Annotated in this window: 16 protein-coding genes; 3 read left to right on the top strand and 13 right to left on the bottom strand. The window is 71.2% G+C overall.

The features are described from left to right. Nucleotides 1-47: 47 nt before the first annotated feature. The 3 genes from HED23_RS04770 to HED23_RS04760 form a co-directional block, all read right to left on the bottom strand. Nucleotides 48-401, bottom strand: coding sequence for a helix-turn-helix domain-containing protein (locus HED23_RS04770; protein ID WP_203182170.1), 354 nt, complete (start codon nucleotides 399-401; stop codon nucleotides 48-50). 100 nt (nucleotides 402-501) lie between these two features. Next, nucleotides 502-1965: an RICIN domain-containing protein gene (locus HED23_RS04765; RefSeq protein WP_203182169.1), complete on the bottom strand. Its 1464-nt coding sequence runs from the start codon at nucleotides 1963-1965 to the stop codon at nucleotides 502-504. A gap of 48 nt (nucleotides 1966-2013) precedes the next feature. Next, nucleotides 2014-3447 (bottom strand): pectinesterase family protein, encoded by a 1434-nt coding sequence (locus HED23_RS04760; protein WP_203182168.1) that lies wholly within the window; start codon nucleotides 3445-3447, stop codon nucleotides 2014-2016. Between the two features lie 290 nt (nucleotides 3448-3737). On the opposite strand from HED23_RS04760, the gene HED23_RS04755 reads away from it, so the two are divergent. Next, nucleotides 3738-5897: a sigma-70 family RNA polymerase sigma factor gene (locus HED23_RS04755; RefSeq protein ID WP_203182167.1), complete on the top strand. Its 2160-nt coding sequence runs from the start codon at nucleotides 3738-3740 to the stop codon at nucleotides 5895-5897. Between the two features lie 37 nt (nucleotides 5898-5934). Then, nucleotides 5935-6312, top strand: a complete 378-nt coding sequence (locus tag HED23_RS04750) for a YrdB family protein (RefSeq protein ID WP_203182166.1) — start codon at nucleotides 5935-5937, stop codon at nucleotides 6310-6312. Nucleotides 6313-6410: 98 nt separating this feature from the next. Here the strand turns inward: HED23_RS04750 and gdhA are convergent, their stop codons facing one another. From gdhA to HED23_RS04725, 5 genes are all read right to left on the bottom strand, one after another. Beyond that, nucleotides 6411-7790, bottom strand: coding sequence for an NADP-specific glutamate dehydrogenase (gdhA, locus tag HED23_RS04745; RefSeq protein ID WP_203182165.1), 1380 nt, complete (start codon nucleotides 7788-7790; stop codon nucleotides 6411-6413). Nucleotides 7791-8084: 294 nt separating this feature from the next. Next, entirely contained in the window at nucleotides 8085-8768 is a 684-nt protein-coding gene (locus HED23_RS04740; protein WP_203182164.1) for an ABC transporter ATP-binding protein, read from the bottom strand. Nucleotides 8769-8814: 46 nt separating this feature from the next. After that, nucleotides 8815-10281, bottom strand: a complete 1467-nt coding sequence (locus tag HED23_RS04735; RefSeq protein ID WP_203182163.1) for an ABC transporter permease — start codon at nucleotides 10279-10281, stop codon at nucleotides 8815-8817. A 174-nt stretch (nucleotides 10282-10455) separates the two neighbouring features. Beyond that, nucleotides 10456-11727: a L,D-transpeptidase gene (locus HED23_RS04730; protein ID WP_203182162.1), complete on the bottom strand. Its 1272-nt coding sequence runs from the start codon at nucleotides 11725-11727 to the stop codon at nucleotides 10456-10458. 181 nt (nucleotides 11728-11908) lie between these two features. Further along, nucleotides 11909-12310, bottom strand: a complete 402-nt coding sequence (locus HED23_RS04725) for a hypothetical protein (protein ID WP_203182161.1) — start codon at nucleotides 12308-12310, stop codon at nucleotides 11909-11911. Between the two features lie 108 nt (nucleotides 12311-12418). On the opposite strand from HED23_RS04725, the gene HED23_RS04720 reads away from it, so the two are divergent. Next, nucleotides 12419-12739: a hypothetical protein gene (locus HED23_RS04720; RefSeq protein ID WP_203182160.1), complete on the top strand. Its 321-nt coding sequence runs from the start codon at nucleotides 12419-12421 to the stop codon at nucleotides 12737-12739. Nucleotides 12740-12785: 46 nt separating this feature from the next. Here the strand turns inward: HED23_RS04720 and hutH are convergent, their stop codons facing one another. The 5 genes from hutH to HED23_RS04695 form a co-directional block, all read right to left on the bottom strand. After that, a complete protein-coding gene (gene hutH, locus HED23_RS04715; protein WP_203182159.1) occupies nucleotides 12786-14339 on the bottom strand; it encodes a histidine ammonia-lyase in 1554 nt (517 codons plus the stop codon). Nucleotides 14340-14397: 58 nt separating this feature from the next. Beyond that, a complete protein-coding gene (locus HED23_RS04710; RefSeq protein ID WP_203182158.1) occupies nucleotides 14398-15564 on the bottom strand; it encodes a GGDEF domain-containing protein in 1167 nt (388 codons plus the stop codon). A gap of 73 nt (nucleotides 15565-15637) precedes the next feature. Beyond that, on the bottom strand, nucleotides 15638-16450 hold the full coding sequence (locus tag HED23_RS04705) for an enoyl-CoA hydratase/isomerase family protein (protein ID WP_203182157.1): 813 nt from the start codon (nucleotides 16448-16450) through the stop codon (nucleotides 15638-15640). Nucleotides 16451-16544: 94 nt separating this feature from the next. Continuing rightward, nucleotides 16545-17732, bottom strand: coding sequence for an adenylate/guanylate cyclase domain-containing protein (locus HED23_RS04700; RefSeq protein WP_203182156.1), 1188 nt, complete (start codon nucleotides 17730-17732; stop codon nucleotides 16545-16547). Nucleotides 17733-17885: 153 nt separating this feature from the next. Further along, nucleotides 17886-18755 (bottom strand): biotin--[acetyl-CoA-carboxylase] ligase, encoded by an 870-nt coding sequence (locus tag HED23_RS04695; RefSeq protein ID WP_203182155.1) that lies wholly within the window; start codon nucleotides 18753-18755, stop codon nucleotides 17886-17888. Nucleotides 18756-18870 lie beyond the last annotated feature (115 nt).

Raw genomic sequence — 18870 nt, 5'->3', positions numbered from 1 at the left:
GGCTCCCCCGGCGGCTCAGGCCCAGGCAGCTCAGCGGCTCAGGCGGCTCAGGCGGCCAATCGCACCTCGCCCATCGAGGCCCGGGCAGGACGCGTACGGGAGGACGTGCTGGGGGCGAGCTCACGCTGGGCCAGGAACAGCACGTCGGCCAGCCCGAGCCCCAGCGAGCGAGCCGCCGCGGCGAGCACCTCGGAGGAGGCCTCCTTGCGGCCGCGCTCGACCTCGGAGAGATACGGCACGGAGATCCGGGCGGCCTCGGCCACGTCCTTGAGCGTGCGCTCCTGGGCGAGGCGCTCGCGGCGCAGGACATCGCCGACGATGTCACGCCAGAGAGGTTCCTTGGCAACGGGAGCGGGACGCAGGGGGATGACGCGGGCGCGGTTCGGCACGTGGCTGCTCATCGCCCCAGCCTAGGAACGAAGCGCCCGGCGCGGGAGGCGGAAGCCTTCCGCGCCGGGCGGATCTGCTGTCGGCAGAACGGTGACGGCCGGAGGTGCCGGCTCAGCCGCCGATGTTGCTCTGCGGGCCGGCGTACTGCTTGAGCAGGGCGGGGACGTCGGCGGCCGGGTCCAGCGTGTAGCCGTAGTGGTCCGACGGCTTGAAGGTGGTGCCGTTGGTCTGCTGCTTGCCGGTGCAGGAGACGCAGATGCTGCCGGTCTGGGTGAGGGACGCGGCGGTGGTGTCGACGTAGTACGGGTTGGCCACGCTCTGGTAGTAGGTGTTCTCGATGACGGTCTTCGATGCGCCGCGCGACAGGTTCCCGTACGACTTCACGTTCTGCATGTAGTTGTTGTAGAGGTGCGCGAAGGCGACGTTGTCGATGCTGGGGTTGCGCTGGTTGGTGTCGTGGATCCAGTTGTGGTGGATGGTCATGCGGGCGGTGACGTTGTCCGTCCAGCCGATGCCGAAGGCCTTGTTCTGCTCGCCCATGACGTTCCAGGACACGGTGAGGTAGCTGGTGTCCTTGCGGCTGTCGATGAGCCCGTCGTTCATCCGCTCGATGCGGTTGTGGTCGATCCAGATGTGATCGGCGGTGTCCATCTGGATGCCGTCGTAGTCGTAGTCCTTGTCGTCGGGGTCGTCCTCGGTCATCCGGGTGTCGCGGATGGTGAGGTTGCGGATGATGACGTTGTGGACGCCGGCGCCGAGGAAGAAGCCGCCGCCGACTATCTGGCCGGAGGTGCCTACGCCGATGATCGTCTTGTCGGACTTCACCGGTATCTCATGGCCGTACGGGGTGACCGTGATCGCGGCCGCGACCTTGATGACGTAGGGCTCGGAGGCGGTCGCGTACTTCGCCAGGTCCGCGTAGTTCTTGACGGTGACGGTCGTACCGGACGCACCGCCCGTGGTGCCGCCCCCGGTGGAGGCGAAGCCGTCGGCCTTGTCGGACCAGGCGCGCCCGCCGGAGACCGGCTCGAAGGCCCACTGCTTGTTGCTGTTGGCGGTGCAGGTCTCCTGGATGATCGCCGCCCCGCTGGCCGTGGAGGCGTCCTTGTCACTGACGCACAGACCGCTGTTGACGTTGACGATCTGATACGTGTCCGTGCCGCTCGCCACCAGCGTCCACTGCTGGTTCGTCTGACCGGCACAGCCCCACTGCTGGAGCTGCACCCCGCTCACCTTCGAGTAGTCCGGCACGTCCACGCACTTACCACTCGACTTGTTCACCAGCCGGTACTTCCCCGACCCGTCGGCCGCCAGCGTGAACTGCTGCCACGCCGCACCCTCCGTGCACCCCCACTGCTGCAACAACGCGCCGTTCGCCGCCGAAGCCCCGGGGACGTCGATGCACTTCCCGCTCTTCTTCACCACCAGCTGATAGACCTGGCCGGCCGCCGGCAGCGTCGCCGCGCCCGCGGGTGAGGCAAGACCGCCGGCCAGGATTCCGCCGACGGCCAGGAGCAGTGCTGTCAGCAGCGCTCCGAACCCCAGGGATTTCCGCTTGTTCCGGTGTGTGCGCATAGGTGCTCGTCCCTCTCTCGTATGTGCGGGTCGTGGTGCGGTGGCCGGTCAGCGCACCGGGTTCCAGCCGTCCGTGCCGGCCAGGTACTTCTGCGGTGTGTAGTTCGCCGCCTGGGCGTCCGTCAGCTGCGGACGGTTGCCGTTGACGGTCGCTCCGGCGCCGGTGTTGCGGTACTCGGAGAACCGGGCGTTCTTCCAGGAGTTGGAGGACATGTCCGTCCACGGCTGGGCGGTCGCCAATGCCGAGGACAGCGACGACTCCCTGTACAGGACCTGCGCGTCGGCACGCCACGGACGGCCGAGCTGGGTGGTGTTCGACACGGCGCCCGTCACGGTGGACCGGTAGAAGAGGAAGCCGTACGCCTTCTCGGCAGGGGTGCTGGCAGCGGTGATCGGGCCGCCGGTGCTGCGCTTCTCGTGGACGGTGCAGGAGTGGAAGACGGCGGTGCCACCGCCGTAGATGAAGTCCACGGTGCCTTCGATGTACGAGTCGACGACGTACGCACGTGCCTTGTTGTTGACCAGGAAGGTGTCCTGGTCGCCGAGGAGCCGTACGTCGTCCAGGACGGCCCTGTCCGCGTCCAGGTAGAGGGCGAGGGCCTGGTCACCGGTGTCGGACGTGTTCTCGTCGAAGTCGTTGTTCAGCGTGAGGTTCGTGGCGTCGAAGTCGTGGCCGAGCGCGACGACGGTGGCGGAGCCCGCGGTCCCGTAGTCGCCCGCGTTGCGGTTGTTGACGATGACGACGTCGTCCGGGGAGTCACCGAGGCCCTTCAGACTGACGAAGGGCTTGTCGGCGGGGATGTTGACCTGCTCGCGATAGGTGCCGGGCTTGATGGTGATGGTGACCCGGCTCGCGTTGCCGCTGCCGACCGCGTTCACGGCGGCCTGGACGGTCCGGTGGGTGCCGGTGCCGTCGGCGGCGACGGTGGCCGGGCCCGTGGATCCGACGGGCTTGAAGGCCCACTGCTTGTTGCTGTTGGCGGTGCAGGTCTCCTGGATGATCGCCGCACCGCTCGCCGTCGAAGCGCCCTTGTCACTCATGCACAGACCGCTGTTGACGTTCACGATCTGATAGGTGTCCGTGCCGCTCGCGGCCAGCGTCCACTGCTGGTTCGTCTGACCCGCGCACCCCCACTGCTGGAGCTGCACCCCGCTCACCTTCGAGTAGTCCGGCACGTCCACGCACTTACCACTCGACTTGTTCACCAGCCGGTACTTCCCCGACCCGTCGGCCGCCAGCGTGAACTGCTGCCACGCCGCACCCTCCGTACACCCCCACTGCTGCAACAACGCCCCGTTCGCCGCCGAAGCCCCGGGCACGTCGACGCACTTGCCGCTCTTCTTCACCACCAGCTGGTACACACCGCCCGTCGCCGGCAGCGCCGCCGCACCCGCCGGGGACACCAGCCCACCGGCCAGCACACCCCCCGCCACGATCGCGACGGCTACGGCGCGTCGCTTGCCGTTCGGTTTCTCGGTCATCGTTCGCTCCTTCGGATGGCCCGGCAGGTGAAGTGCAGTGGGCCGCAGTGCCCAGGTAGATGCGCCGGGAGGGCGGGGATGACGGAAATCCGGAAGAAACTTTTCCGGACCGGGGAACGGGTGTCCGTGGGGCGGGTGCGGCGCGTTCGGCCCGAGTGGCGACAGCGACAACTTCTTTACGGACCCTCGTGGTTGTGCCACGATGCGTGCCTCCGGGCCCCTGGCCGGTACGGCCGCTTCCACGGGGACGCCGGTGACCGGCCCCGAAGCGAGTGAGGAGCCGTGACGGGATGACGGACAGCGGGACCGGCCGGGCCGTGCGCGACACGGCGGCGCTCGTGGCCGAGGCCCGGCGTGGCGACCCCCGTGCGATGGAGGAGCTGCTCTCCACGCACCTGCCGCTGGTATACGGAATCGTCGGCCGGGCGCTCAACGGCCACGCCGACGTGGACGACCTGGTGCAGGAGGTGATGCTGCGGATCGTCCGCGCGCTGCCGTCCCTGCGGGAGCCGGGACGGTTCCGCTCGTGGGCGGTGGCCATCGCCTACCGGGAGATCCAGCAGCACCAGCGGCGGACGGCCCGGGGCCGGTTCCACGCGCACAAGGTGGAGGACGTCGCCGATCCGCTCACCGACTTCGCCGAGCGCACGGTCGCCGAGCTCGAACTCACCGGCCAGCGCCGGGATCTGGCCCGTGCGGCCCGCTGGCTGGACGAGGACGACCGGCGGCTGCTCGCCCTGTGGTGGGAGGAGGAGGCGGGCCGGATCGGCCGCGCCGACGTGGCCCACGCCATCGGCCTGGACGCCCGGCACACCGCTGTCCGGATACGGCGCATGAAGGTGCGGCTGGAGGAAGCCCGTACGGTGGTCCGCGCTCTGGCCGTCGCGCCCCGCTGCCCGGGGCTGGCCGACGCCGCGCACGGCTGGGACGGGGGTACGGGCGCGCTGTGGCGCAAGCGGCTGACCCGCCATGTGCGTGCCTGCCATCGGTGCGGTGCGCTGGGGACCGGCCTGGTCGCTCCGGAGAAGCTGCTGCCCGGGCTGGGCCTGGTGCCGGTGCCCGGAGGGCTGGTGGACGGTGTACGTCACACCGTGGAGGCCGCTTCCCTGCTCGGGCAGACGGCCGGCGGCGGGGCGGGCGGTCTGCTGCACCACGTCACGGCGAAGACGGTCACGGCGTCGGCAGCGGTGCTCGCCGTCGTCACCGGGGTGCTGACCTATCCGGTGTGGCACACCCCCGCACCGACGCCCTCCGCCGCTCCGCCCGCCGCGCACCGCCCGGCGGAGCCTGTCGGTACGGCCCCTGCCGAACCCTCCCGGACGCCTTCCGCCACCGCCTCACCGTCCGCCTCGCCGAAGACGACCGCCGCCGCCACCGCCCGGCGGGCAGGTGGCGCGATCGGAGTGACCAGCGCCGACATCTATCTCGCGCCCGGCGGTTCGGACGACGGGGACGGCAGCCGCGCCCGGCCCTACGCCACGCTCGCCAAGGCGGTCTCCGTGGTCCGCCCCGGGCAGACGATCGCGATGCGCGGCGGGACCTACCGGCCCGCCGAGGGCGCGTCCCTCACGACCGACGGCACGGCGGCCCGCCGGATCACCCTCAGCAACTACCGGGGCGAGCGGCCCGTCATCGACGCGTCCGGTCTGCCGGACTCGACGTGGACGGTCACCCAGGAGGCGGACCACTGGACCGTGCAGGGCCTGGAGATCAGGGGCTCGGCCAGCCATGCGTACGTCTGCCGGAGTTGCCGGAACAACGTGTTCCGTGGCCTGTCCCTCCATGACAACGCGGAGTCCGGCCTCACCCTGCGAGACGCCGGCACCGAGAACAACACCGTGCTGGACAGCGACTTCCACTCGAACGGGCCGGGGCGGGCCGGCGGGGTCGGCCTGGGGATCAAATTCGGTTCGGGCGGGGGCAACACCGTCCGGGGCTGCCGCGCCTTCGGCAACGGGGCCGACGGCATCGACCTGGGCGGCTTCACCAGCCCGGTGACGGTGCGCTCCACCTGGTCCTATCGCAACGGCAACGGATTCACCCTGGGCGGCGGCAACACCTCGGCCTCCGTCGCGCACGTGCTCACCGACGACGCGGCCTGGGACAACGCCGGACTCGGCTTCAACGACGAGGGGAACTCCGGCGCGGTCCGCCTCACCCGCAACACCGCTTTCCGCAACGGCACTAACTTCTATCTGCCCACCGCGGCCGCCCTGCTGAGCTCCAACGCGGCGGTGGACAGCGGCGACGGGCCGGACACCGTGCTCGCGGAGTCCTCCCGGTCCGAGGGCAACACCTGGGACGACGGGGGCGGCGGCCCGCCGGAGTACACCACCACGGACCCGTCCTCCGCCGAGGCCCCGCGTGCGGCCGACGCGACCCTGCCGACGACCACCTTCCTGACCCCGTCCGGCACCGCGCCGGGCGCCCGCATGACCCCCTCGGCATGAGACGTCCTGCCGGGGCACTCCTAGGAGAGGACTGCGGATGACAACGCGCGAGGAGCACGGCGGTCTCACGCGGGACCACCCCTGGTTCGCCGCGAACGAGGTGCTCGCGTTCGTACTCGAACTGGTCGCGATCGGCGCTCTCGCGTGGTGGGGCTTCACGGCCCCGGAGGGCCTGGCGGCGTCGCTGGCCCTGGGTGTCGGAGCGCCCGCTGCGGCTGTCGTGCTGTGGGGCCTGTTCGCCGCCCCCCGCGCGCGGTTCCCGGTGCCGCTCGCCGGGGTGCTGGCCGTGAAGACGGTGGTGCTCGGGGGCGGTGCGGCGGCGGTGTACGGGACGGGCCGTCCGGTGGCGGCGGCGGTACTCGCCGTGGTGCTGGTGGCGAACACGGGCTGCGCGGAGTACTACCGGCGCCGGTGACGCCGCGCCACCCGGAGCTCGCCCGTCCGGCGCCACCCGGAGCTCGCCCGTCCGCACGGCCCGGAGCTCGCCGCTCCGGGCCCCACGAGGCGGCAGGGTCAGATCAGGCCCTGGGCCAGCATCGCGTCCGCGACGAGCTCGAAGCCGGCGATGTTCGCGCCGACCACGTAGTTGCCCGGGCTGCCGTACTTCTCGGCCGTGGTGTGGCAGGAGTCGTGGATGTGCCGCATGATCTGCGCCAGGCGCTCCTCCGTGTGGGCGAAGGTCCACGAGTCGCGGGACGCGTTCTGCTGCATCTCCAGGGCGCTGGTGGCCACGCCGCCCGCGTTGGCCGCCTTGCCGGGGGCGAAGGCGACGCCCGCCTTCTGGAAGACGTGGACGGCCTCGGGGGTGGTGGGCATGTTGGCGCCCTCCGCGACCGCCTTCACACCGTTGCGTACGAGGGCGAGCGCGTCGGCCTCGTGCAGCTCGTTCTGGGTGGCGCAGGGCAGGGCCACGTCCACGGGGACGCTCCACACGCCCGTACCCTCGACGTACCGCACGTGGTCTCCGCGCCGCTCGGCGTACTCGGAGATCCGGCCGCGGCCCGTCTCCTTGATCTCCTTGAGCAGGTCGAGGTCGATGCCCTTCTCGTCGACGACGTAGCCGCCCGAGTCGGAGCAGGTCACGACGGTGGCACCGAGCTGCTGGGCCTTCTCGATGGCGTAGATGGCCACGTTGCCGGAACCGGATACGGCGATGCGCTGGCCTTCGAGGGACTCCCCGCGTACCCGCAGCATCTCGGCGGTGAACAGGACGCAGCCGTAGCCGGTGGCCTCGGTGCGCGCCTGCGCGCCTCCCCAGCCGAGCCCCTTCCCGGTGAGCACACCGGACTCGTAGCGGTTGGTGATCCGCTTGTACTGGCCGAAGAGGTAGCCGATCTCCCGGCCGCCGACGCCGATGTCACCGGCGGGGACGTCGGTGTACTCGCCCAGGTGACGGTGGAGTTCGGTCATGAACGACTGGCAGAACCGCATGACCTCTGCGTCGGACCGCCCCTTGGGGTCGAAGTCCGCGCCGCCCTTGCCGCCACCGATCGGCATACCGGTGAGGGCGTTCTTGAAGATCTGCTCGAAGCCGAGGAACTTCACGATGCCGAGGTTGACGGAGGGGTGGAAGCGCAGACCGCCCTTGTACGGGCCGAGCGAGCTGGAGAACTCGACGCGGAAACCGCGGTTGACGTGGATGTCGCCGGCGTCGTCCGACCACGGCACCCGGAAGATGAGCTGGCGCTCGGGCTCGCAGATCCGCTCGATGATGCGGGCGTCGACGAACTCCGGGCGCTGCGCCAGCACGGGGCCCAGGGTTTCGAGGACCTCGCGCACCGCCTGGTGGAACTCGCCCTCGCCCTGGTTGCGCCGCAGGATCTCCGCGTAGAGCGGCTCGATCACACGGTTCTCGGCGGTGCGCGGGGTGAGGGAGTCGGAACTGGCCGGCATCTGATCAAGACCTTCCGTGGGTGGGATCGTGCGCGTCGGCGCTCCCTGTCCCCGGAGGCGCCACCCGGCCCGTGGGGGCCGTTGCACCCGGCAAGTCTCGCAGTGCGGCCCGGCCTTGCCCGGACGACATCCACATGGTGACCACGGTTGTTCGTCCCGGTACGCGCGCTTCTGCCCGCCCGTACCCCGTGCCACCGGGGCGGAGGGGCCGCACGGCGCCCGCTTCGCGGGGCCGTGCGGGTGGCGAACCTCACAGCCGGAGAAGGGCGGCCGTGAGGTCCGTGGGGGCGCGGATCAGGCCGCCGCGTTCTCCGTCACCGTCACCTTGCCCTTGCGGATGGTGGCCACCCGGGGCGCCTTGCGGGCGAGGGAACTGTCGTGGGTGACCATCACGAAGGTCAGCCCGTGCTCCTTCCACAGCCCGTCGAGCAGGTCCATGATCTCGTCGCGCATGGACTCGTCGAGGTTGCCGGTCGGTTCGTCCGCGAGCAGCACCTTGGGCCGCTTCACCAGGGCACGGGCGATGGCCACCCGCTGCTGCTGACCACCGGACATCTCGCTCGGCAGGTGGGTGGGCCGGTCGCCGAGACCCACCGACTCCAGCGCCTCCGCGGCCCGTTCGCGGCGGGTCCTCGCACCGAGGCCGAGGGGCACGAGCGCGGTCTCGACGTTCTCCTGGGCGGTGAGCGTCGGGATGAGGTTGAAGCTCTGGAAGACGAATCCGATGGACTCGGCCCGGACCTTGGTGAGGCGGGACTCGGGGAGCCTGGCCAGGTCGACGCCGTCGAGCTCGATGGTGCCGGAGGTGGGCCGGTCGAGCCCACCGAGCATCTGCAGGAGGGTGGACTTCCCTCCGCCGGTCGGGCCCTGGATGACGAGCCTGCCGCCGTCCTCGATGGTCAGATCGACCCCGGCGAGCGCGTCGACGGGATTCCTGCCGCGCATGTAGCGCTTGGTGACACCCTTGAGCTGGTACACGTGTGGACTCCTGCTGTACGTACGGAGAGTGAGGGGCGGGGCGGTGTCAGGCGACGCGGCGCAGCGCGTCGGCCGGGCGCAGCCGGGAGGCCCGCCAGCCGCCGAAGGCTCCCGCGATGAGTCCTCCGGCCACCGCGAGGACGACGGCGACGAGGATCGTGGTGAGGGAGACCGGCGCGGTCAGCGCGATGTCGAGGGTCTTGGACGCGGTCTGCCGTCCGGGGCCGCCGCCGCCCATCGGGCCGCCGCCGCCCATGCCGCCGCCACCGCCCGTGGAGCCGAGCTGGGCGGTGAGGGTGGGGCTGACGGCGGTCACGGCGTAGGCGCCGGCGAGGCCGACGGCGATACCGAGGACGCCGCCCATCAGGCCGTTGACGAGGGCTTCGCCGACGACCTGCCGGGTGACCCGTCCGCTCTTCCAGCCGAGCGCCTTGAGGGTGCCGAACTCCCGGACGCGGCGGCTGACCGCGGAGGAGGTCAGCAGCCCGGCGACGAGGAACGCGGCGACGAGGACCGCGATGGAGAGCCACTTGCCGACGCTGGAGGCCAGGTCGGAAGCGGTGGAGAGGGAGCCGGAGACCGTGTCGGCGAGGTCGGCGGACGTGGTGACCGTGGTGCCGGTGATGTTCTTCTGGATGGCGGCCTTGACGGTGTCGATCGCCTGCGAGTCGGCGGCCTTGACGTAGACCGTGGTGATCTTGTCCTTGGAGTCGGCGAGCGTCTGCGCCTGCTTCAGCGGGACGTAGACGTTGGCGGCCGCGTCGCCGCTGTCCGCCGTCGAGACTCCGACGATCGTGTACTTCGTGCCGGAGATCGTGACGGTCTCGTCGACCGCGAGCTCCTTCTCCTTGGCGTACGCGGCGTCGACGACCGCGACCTCGGCGTCGGTCTCGGTGGCCTTGAACGTACGACCCTTGGTGATCTTGGAGGAGGTCAGCGGGCCGAGGTCCTGCTGGGTGACGTCGGTGCCGTACACGGTGAAGGAGTTGACGTCGAAGGAGGCTCCGCCGCCCTGGACCTCACCCTGCGGCTGACCGCTGCCGCCGCCGCGGGGACCGCCCTGGGCCGCTGCCCCGCCCTCGGGGGACTGCTTGAACTCACCGCGCTTGAACTGGCCGTCGACCTTCATGACCGTCAGGCTCAGCCCGCCGACGGCGTCAGCGACGCCCGTCTGCTCGCCCACCTTGTCGACGGTGCCGGCGTCCAGCGTCTGGAAGCCCTGGACCATGACCCGGTCGGTGCTCTGGGTCGCGTCCTCGTCGTCCTTGGCGTCGAACTCGAAGCGGGGACGCTCCGTGCCGCCGGAGCCCTGGGCGGCCGCGGCCTTGGTCACCGTCATGTCCGTGCCCAGGCCGTACAGCGATTCCAGGACCTTGTCCTGGGCCTTGCTCATGCCCGAGGAGACCGAGCTGACGATGATGACGAGCGCAATGCCGAGGGCGAGCCCCGAGGCGACGACGAGCGCCGCCTTTCTGCGGCGGCGCAGCTCGCGCCGGAGGTAGGTGAAGAACATGGCGCGAAGATATGGACCGGGCGTGATGAGGAGTTAAGTCTCCGATGAGAGCGGGATGAGAACACTGCCGGGACGCGTACGCCGTCCCCGGGCACGGCACGCACACGCCGAAGGCGGCGGCGCCCGGAAGGATCCGGGTGCCGCCGCCTTCGGAGGGGACGGGTGCGACGAGGGTCAGGCTTCGGAGCCGGCCGTCCACTCCGACCAGCTCATGTTCCAGCCGTTGAGACCGTTGTCGGGGGTGATGGTCTTGTCGGGGGAGTTCTTGACGATGACCACGTCACCGATCAGGGAGTTGTCGTAGAACCAGGCGCCAGGGGTGCTGGAGTCGTCGGCGCCCTTGGTGTCGGAGAGGCCGACACATCCGTGGCTCGTGTTCGCGCTGCCGAAGATCGACTTGGCGCCCCAGTAGTTGCCGTGGATGAAGGTGCCCGACGTGGACAGCCGCATGGCGTGCGGCACGTCCTTGATGTCGTACTCACCCTTGCCGTCGTCGTCCGTGAAGCCGACGGTCGAACCGTCCATGCGGGTCTCCTTGAACTTCTCGGAGATCACCATCTGGCCGTTGTACGTCGGGTTGTCGGAGGATCCCGCGGAGATCGGGATCGTCTTGACCGTCTTGCCGTCCCGGGTGACGGTCATGGTGTGCGCCTTGGCGTCCACGGTCGAGACCTGGTTGCGGCCGACCTTGAAGGTGACCGTCTTCTGCTGCACGCCGACGACGCCGTCGGCGCCCTCGACGCCGTCCAGGGCCAGCTTCAGCGTGACGGTGGAGCCGCCCTGCCAGTAGTCCTCGGGGCGCAGGTCCAGACGCTGGTTGTTGAACCAGTGCCCGACGACTTCCTGGCCGCTGCTCGACGTCACCTCGATGCCGTCCTGGACGGCCTTCTTGTTGGTGATCGCCTTGTTGAAGTTGATCGAGACGGGCATGCCGACGCCGACGGTGGAACCGTCCTCGGGGGTGAAGTTCCCGATGAAGCTGTTCTCGGGCGAGACCGTGGTGAAGGAGCTGTTCGCGTGGGCCGCGCGGTCCTTCGAGTCGGTCGCCGTGGCACTGATCTTGTACGTCGTGGAGCGCTCGAGCTGGCCGCCGGGCTTCCAGCTGGAGCCGTCCGCCGCGAGCTTGCCCTCAACCGCGTCGCCCTCCGCCGTGGTCATGGTGACCTCGGTCAGCTTGCCCTTGGCGACGGTGACCAGCGCGGCGTTGTTGATGCTCGCGTTGGTCGCACCGTTCTTCGGCGCGATCGTTATCTGCGCCTCGGACGCGTCCTTGGCGGCCGCCTCGTCCACCTGCGCCTGTGACGTCTTCGAGCTGTCGGCGCTCGCACCCGTGCCGCTGCCGCCGTCGTCGCTGCAGGCCGAAAGCACCAGCACTCCGCCGAGCAGTGCGGACGCGGCCATGAGGCCCTTGCGCCGCTTACTGTCCGTCATCACACGCTTCTCCATCGTTGCCGATTCCCCAAGATCCCCGGACAGGGTCGCCCGACGGCGGTTCCCCGTCAATGTTCCAAGAACACCGCGACCGGGTCTTCCGTTCCACATCCACCGAAGATGTGGGGAACACCACTCATCGACGCGCCCTGGACCGCGACGGTTCCCGCCGTCTGTGAGGAGGGGCCCTCGGGCGTCAGCGTTCCGTATTCCCGCCGCCTTCTTCGTCGTCCGTGTCATTGTCCTCGATCCCGTAGTACGCCTCGTCCCCGTCCTCTCCCGCGGCCCAGTCCTCGGCGTCGGGGTCGAAGTCGGTCGTCTCGCTGCTCCAGGAGGCCTGGGCGAGCTCGACCCCGGGAACCTGGCTCACCAGATCGAACGGGTCGATCAGTGAGGCGAGGGCCTCCGCTGCGTCTTCCCTGACCGTCTCCTCGGCATGCGTACGTTCCTCGGCGGACTCGTCGGCGGACGCTCCCGAGGCGGTGAAATCGGCGGCGATGCTCTCCAGCGCCGTACCGGTCAGGGCGTCCGCGTCGCTGATCTCCAGCACCATCTCCACGCGAAGCCGAACAAATGAGGGTGTCTCCGAAGTGCTCATACGCCGGAGCGTAAGGCTCCCGGGAACCGCGGCTTTCCTCCGACCCGCTGCTTTGCTTAGCATCGGCCCGCAGGGCTAACTGATGGTTGTCGCAAGGGGATCGATTCTGTGTCCATGGCTCGTCGCACGCTGCTGACCACCACAGCGGCAGGCACCCTGCTCGGTGCTCTCTGGTTCGTCCCGTCCGCCAACGCGACCGGTGAGGCAGAGACGCAGAGCGGTTCCACCGGCTCGTCCGCCGGTTCCTCCGCCGAGATCCGGCAGGCTTCGGCCACCGGGGTGTTCACCTCCGAGGACAGGCTGGCCGACACGGGGGCGGGCGTCGACACGACTCCGTACCTGCTCGGCGGCACGGCCTCCCTCGTCGTCGGTGCGGGGTTCGTCGTGTACTCGGTACGCCGGGGCGGCACGCTGAGCACCGGCTTCTGAGGTACGTGAGGGCCGCCGCGTCCCGCGGCGGCCCTCACGACCGCGGTCAGGCCAGCTGTCCGGTCACCGCCTCCACGGCCGCGACCAGCTTCCCCTCCCGCACGAAGGCGTCGGCGGCGGCCAGGTCCGGGGCGAGGAAGCGGTCGGGGCCCGGCCCCTCGACACCGGCGGCCCGCAGCGCCTCGATGACGGCCCGCGAGGCGGGCGCGGGGCTCAGCCCCTCCGCGACGCGCAGCTCGACGGCACGCGTGGCGGCGTACAGCTCGACGGCCACGATCCGCGCGAGGCCGGTGACGGCGGTACGGAGCTTCCGCGCGGCCGACCAGCCCATGGAGACGTGGTCCTCCTGCATCGCGGAGGACGGGATCGAGTCGACGGACGCCGGGACGGCGAGCCGCTTCAGCTCGCTGACCAGGGCGGCCTGCGTGTACTGGGCGATCATCAGCCCCGAGTCGACCCCGGCGTCGTCGGCGAGGAACGGCGGCAGCCCGTGCGAACGGTTCTTGTCCAGCAGGCGGTCCGTGCGGCGCTCGGTGATGGACCCGAGGTCGGCGGCGACGATCGCCAGGAAGTCCAGGACGTACGCGACGGGGGCGCCGTGGAAGTTGCCGTTGGACTCCACCCGCCCTTCCCCGGGCAGGACGACGGGGTTGTCGACCGCGGAGGCCAGCTCTCGGTCCGCGACGAGCCGCCCGTGCGCGAGGGTGTCGCGTCCGGCGCCGTTGACCTGGGGTGCGCAGCGCACGGAGTAGGCGTCCTGGACCCGGGGGGCGGCGTCCTGGTGGTGGCCGGTGAGCCCGGATCCGGCGAGCACCCGCAGCATGTTGCCGGCGGAGACGCCCTGGCCGGGGTGCGGACGGATGGCGTGCAGCTCCGGGGCGAGGACCTTGTCGGTGCCGAGGAGCGCCTCCAGGGAGAGCGCGGCGGTGATGTCCGCGCTCGTGTAGAGGTTCTTCAGGTCCGCCAGGGCCATCACGAGCATGCCCAGCATGCCGTCGGTGCCGTTGAGGAGGGCGAGGCCCTCCTTCTCGCGCAGTTCGACGGGGGTGATGCCGTGCGTGGCGAGCAGTTCACCGGCCGGCCGCACGGTGCCGTCCGGCCCCTCCGCCTCGCCCTCGCCCATCAGGGTCAGGGCGCAGTGCGAGAGCGGGGCGAGGTCGCCGGAGCAGCCGAGCGAGCCGTATTCGTGGACGACGGGGGTGATGCCCGCGTTGAGCACGTCGGCGATGGTCTGCGCGACCTCGGGGCGTACGCCTGTGTGGCCGGAGGCGAGCGTCTTCAGCCGCAGGAACATCAGCGCGCGGACGACCTCGCGCTCGACGTGCGGGCCCATGCCTGCCGCGTGCGAGCGGACGATGTTGCGCTGGAGCTGTGCTCGCAGCCCGGGGCCGATGTGCCGGCTGGCCAGCGCGCCGAAGCCGGTCGAGACCCCGTAGACCGGCTCGGGCTTGGCGGCGAGGGCGTCGACGATCTCCCGTGCGGCGGTGAGCGCCTCCACGGCTGCTGCGGAGAGCTCGACCCGGGCGCCCTGGCGGGCCACGGCGACGACGTCCTCGGCGGTGGTGCCGGACGTCCCCACCACGACTGTTTGCATATCCATATTCAGAAGCGTACGGACTGAAAGCCGCCATGTCACCAGTGGTCGCGCGGTTGACCCCTTACCGATCCCCGCCGGGCGGATTGCCGCGCAGCCTGCGGCGGTCGTGCGGGGACCTGGGCGGCGAGTCGGCGAGCCGGATCACGTCACCGTCGCGCCCCGCGACCACCGGCTTCCTGGAGCGCGCGGCCTTCGCCCGGTACTGGGCGGCGTCGGCCAGCCGGAAGAGCCTGCGCGCGGAGGGCACCGGGCCGATGTCGTCGCCCGTGGACGCGACCCCGCAAGCGACCCCGTCACCGGGGTCCAGGGCGACGGCCCGGGCGCAGAGCTCCTCGGACACCCGGACCACGTCGTCCGCCGGGGGGCCGACGGCCAGCAGACAGAACTCGTCCCCGCCCAGCCGTGCGGACAGCGCACCGGGAAGCATCGCCCCGCAGAGCGAGAGCACGGAGCCGAAACGTTCCAGCAGGCGGTCGCCGACCGCGTGGCCATGCGTGTCGTTGACCGCCTTGAGACCGTTCAGATCACAGACGACCAGGCTGACCACGGCGCCCTCGGCGCGGTGCAGGTCCAGTGCCTCGTCGAGACGGAGGTCGACCGCCCTGCGGTTCGCGAGGCCGGTGAGCGGGTCCGTGAAGGCCAGCAGGCGGACCTCCTCGAGCCGTTCGGTCTGCGCGATCCCGGCCGCGACGACGGCGGCCAGCACGGTGGCGAAGTCCGCGTCGTCCCGGCCGAAGACCGGGGCCCCGGCCGGGCGGGCGACGTACAGCTCCCCCCAGGCCCGTCCGTGCAGCACGATCGGCGCCACCACGCAGCAGCCCCGCCCGCGCCGGCGCAGCGCCGCGACCCGCTGGTGGCAGTACGGGCGGGCACCCCGGGCAGGCGCGCCGGCCGCCGGTGCGCCGTCGACGGTCTCCACCCAGGCGTCGGGCTCACCGCCGCCCGCCCAGCGCTCATGGAGGAATTCCGTGATCTCCGGGAACTGGTGCACGGGGTACGCCTCGGCCTCGGGGAACTCCTCCTCCCCTTCGGCCCTCTCCCCCGCGTTCACCAGCACGCGCAGCCGGCCCTGCTCCCTCTCCCACACGGAGAGGGCGGCGAAGCTGCCCGCCAGCGCCTCGCACGCCCCGACGGCCGCGGCGCGCCAGGACTCACGCGGGGTGTAGGCCGCCGCCATCGTCTGTGCCAGCGCAACCACGGCGCGCAGCCGCGCATCATCACCGCCCATCGCCCCAGCTTAGGTATGTTTATGGCGTTTTGATCAGTTGACGGCGCTGATGATCTTCAATTCGTCTCCCGGGTCACTGGCCGGGCCAGCTCGGCTTCCGCTTCTCGTTGAACGCGGCCACCCCCTCGGCACGGTCTCCGGAGAAGGCCACGGACCGCCAGGCGGCGTCCTCGACCTCGAGCCCGGCCCGCAGGTCAAGACCATGCCCCAGCCGCAGTGCCCGTTTGGCGGCCCGGAGCCCCACCGGCGAGTTCGCCGCGATCCGGCCGCCGAGAGCCAGCGCCTCCTCCCGGTCCCGGCCCGCCTCGACCAGCTCGTCGACCAGGCCCAGCTCGCGCGCCTCGGCCGCCTCCACCCGCCGGGCCGTGAAGACCAGCTCGGCCGCGCGTGCCGCGCCGACCCGGCGGGGCAGCAGCTGCGTACCGCCGCCGCCCGGGATGACACCGACGGACACCTCGGGCAGGCCGACCACGGCCGTACGGTCGGCCACGATCACATCGCAGGCCAGCGCGAGCTCGAAGCCGCCGCCGAGGGCGAAGCCGTGTACGGCGGCGACGACCGGCATGGGCAGTTCCAGCACGCCGGTGTACGCGGCCCTCGCCGTGGGCCGCTGCCGCACGAGCTCGGCGTCGGTGAAGGAGTTCCGCTCCTTGAGGTCCGCGCCCACGCAGAAGGCCCGCTCATGACTGGAGGTGAGCACGGTCGCCCGCACCCCCTGATCGGCGCCGAGTGCGGCGCAGGCCTCGGCGATGGAGACCGCCATCGCGGTGCTCACGGCGTTCATCGCCTTGGGGCGGTCGAGCACCAGCTCGGCCACGTGGTCCTGGCCCTCGTGCCGCCGCACGACGACGAATTCCCCGAACCTCTGCTCGGACGTGACACCCATGACTGCACCCCTCCGGTTAACGAGCGTTACCGGGGATCCTAGGGGCCGCCGGGCGGGGCCGGGTCTCCGTTCCCGCCTGCCTCCGCGGCCTGGGTCAGGTCGACGGCTTGCCCCGCCGGGCCAGCAGCCACGGCTCCACCACGCCCAGGCCACGCACCGGCCGCTGCCACATCGGCTGCAGCCCGAAGCGGTACGTCGACGGCGGCGGCTCCCCGTCCGGGCGGCCCTGGATCTCCACCAGCCGGGCCCGCTCGGCCGCCGCCGCGGCCTCCTCGGCCTCGGAGGCGGGGGCGTCGCCGTTCCTGATCAGTTCCGCGGCGAACGCGCCGTCGACCAGCACCGCGTCCTTCGGCGCTATGGACGTGAGCCGGCTGGCCAGGTTCACCGTCGTGCCGAACACGTCGCCCATGCGCGTCGTGACCGTGCCGAAGGCGATACCGACCCGCAGCGCGGGCATCGTCGTGTCCTGGGCCATCGCCTCGACCAGCCGGAGCGCTATCTCGCCCGCGGTGCCCGCGTCGTCCGCGGCGAAGAGCACCTCGTCGCCCAGGGTCTTGATGAGCCGCCCGCCGTGCGCGGCGACCAGGTCCGCGGAGGTCGTCTCGAAGGCCTCGACCAGTTCGCCGAGCTCCTCCTCCTCCAGCCTCCGGGTCAGCCGGGTGAAACCGACGAGGTCGGCGAAGCCCACCGCGAGCCGCCGGTCGACCATCTCCTCGTCGTCCCCGGTCTGCACGACACGGCCCGTCGCGGCGGCCAGCTGGCGCCGCCACACGTACACCAGGAATTCCTGAAGCTCGGGCAGGAGCAGCTCGATCAGCGGATACGTGACCTCGGTGCGGGTCATTCCCGGCTCGGGGGGCTCGGTCAGCCCTGCCAGGAAGGAGTCGATCTGCCACTCCGCGAGCCGGGCGGTGGTCTGGCCGGTGGACCGGGCCACCTGGATCGCCATCGGCTCGCTGAGCAGCCCGGCCTCCACGAGACCGGCGAGGCGGCGCAGCGCCAGGACATCGGCCTCGGTGAGCGCCTTGGCCTGTCCGATGTCGGCGAAGCCCATGGCCCGCCAGAACCGGGACGCCAGGTCCATGGAGACCCCGGCGGTCCTGGCCGCCTGGAACGGTGTGTAGCGACGGTCGGCCCCCAGGATCAGGGACTCCAGCCGGATGGCGAGAGGGTCGTCCGTCGGTTCGGCCGTGTGGTCGACCTCGTGATGCGGTGTCGAGTGGACGGACGGTCCCGACGAGGGCTCCGCGCCGTCGTCGGAGTTCGTGTCGTCGACGGTCACCGGCCGCCTCCTGCCCGTTCCCTGCGCACTGCCCTGCCGATCTGTCGCTGGATCGCCTCAACGATACGGCAGGTGTGCCCTGGCTCACGTCCCTGGTCGCGCCGTTCCGGGTCCGTCATACGTGACATCACCCGTATGTGCGGGAGGGCCGGATCAGGTGAGTCCCCCCTCCTCCCCGCGCAGGTGGACGATGTCGCCGGCCGACACAGGCTCCTGGAGCCCGTGCCCCGTGGCCAGTACGAGCCGTCCGTCACCGTCGATCGCGACGGCCTCGCCGATGACGGACCGGTCGCCCGGCAGCTCGGCCCGCACCGTCCGGTCGAGCGTGGCGCAGCCCGCCGCGTAGGCCGCCTGGAGCCCGCTCTCCGCGGCGTCGCCGTTCGCGTCGCGCCATTGCCCGTACCACTGTTCGAGTGAACGCAGGACTGCCCGGAGCAAGGTCTCACGGTCGGTGGACACGGCTCCCGCGAGCGCCAGCGAACCGGCGTGCGGGGCCGGCAGCTCCGCCGCCCGCAGCGACACGTTGAGCCCGATGCCGATGACGACGCCGTCCCCGGCACGCTCGGCGAGGATGCCGCCGGTCTTGCGTTCCGAACCGCCGATCGTCACCAGCAGGTCGTTGGGCCATTTCAGTGCCATGTCGACGCCGGCCGCCTGCGCGAGGCCCGTCGCGGCCGCGACACCGGTCAGCAGCGGCAGCCATCCCCAGCGTTCGGCGGGGATGCCGCCGGGGGTCAGGTAGACGGAGAGGAAGAGACCTGAGCGCGGTGGAGCCGTCCAGCTCCGGTCCAGCCGTCCGCGGCCCGCCGTCTGCTCCTCGGCGACGAGCACCGCGCCTTCGGCCAGCCCCTCTCCGGCGGCCCGCTCCGCGAGGTCGGAGTTGGTGGAGCCGGTCGCGTCGACGACGTCGAGAGAGGTCCACAGACCGCCGGGCCGCAGCAGCCCGCGGCGCAGCGCGGCGACGTTCAGAGGCGGCCTGTCGAGGTCCGACCAGCGGTTGTGCGGCGCATCGGGAGGTGTCATGCAACCCACATTAGGTGTGGCCAACGACGCACTGCCGAACCGTATCCGCGCCGATACGCTACGGGTCAGTAGCAACTACCGCCGACGAGCAGGTCGCCGTCGAGCGCGTACCGGT

Source organism: Streptomyces pratensis (genome assembly GCF_016804005.1).
Taxonomy (GTDB): Bacteria; Actinomycetota; Actinomycetes; order Streptomycetales; family Streptomycetaceae; genus Streptomyces; species Streptomyces pratensis_A.
The sequence above is the reverse complement of the archived record's forward strand: the minus strand, read 5'-3'. Positions and strand labels throughout refer to the sequence as shown.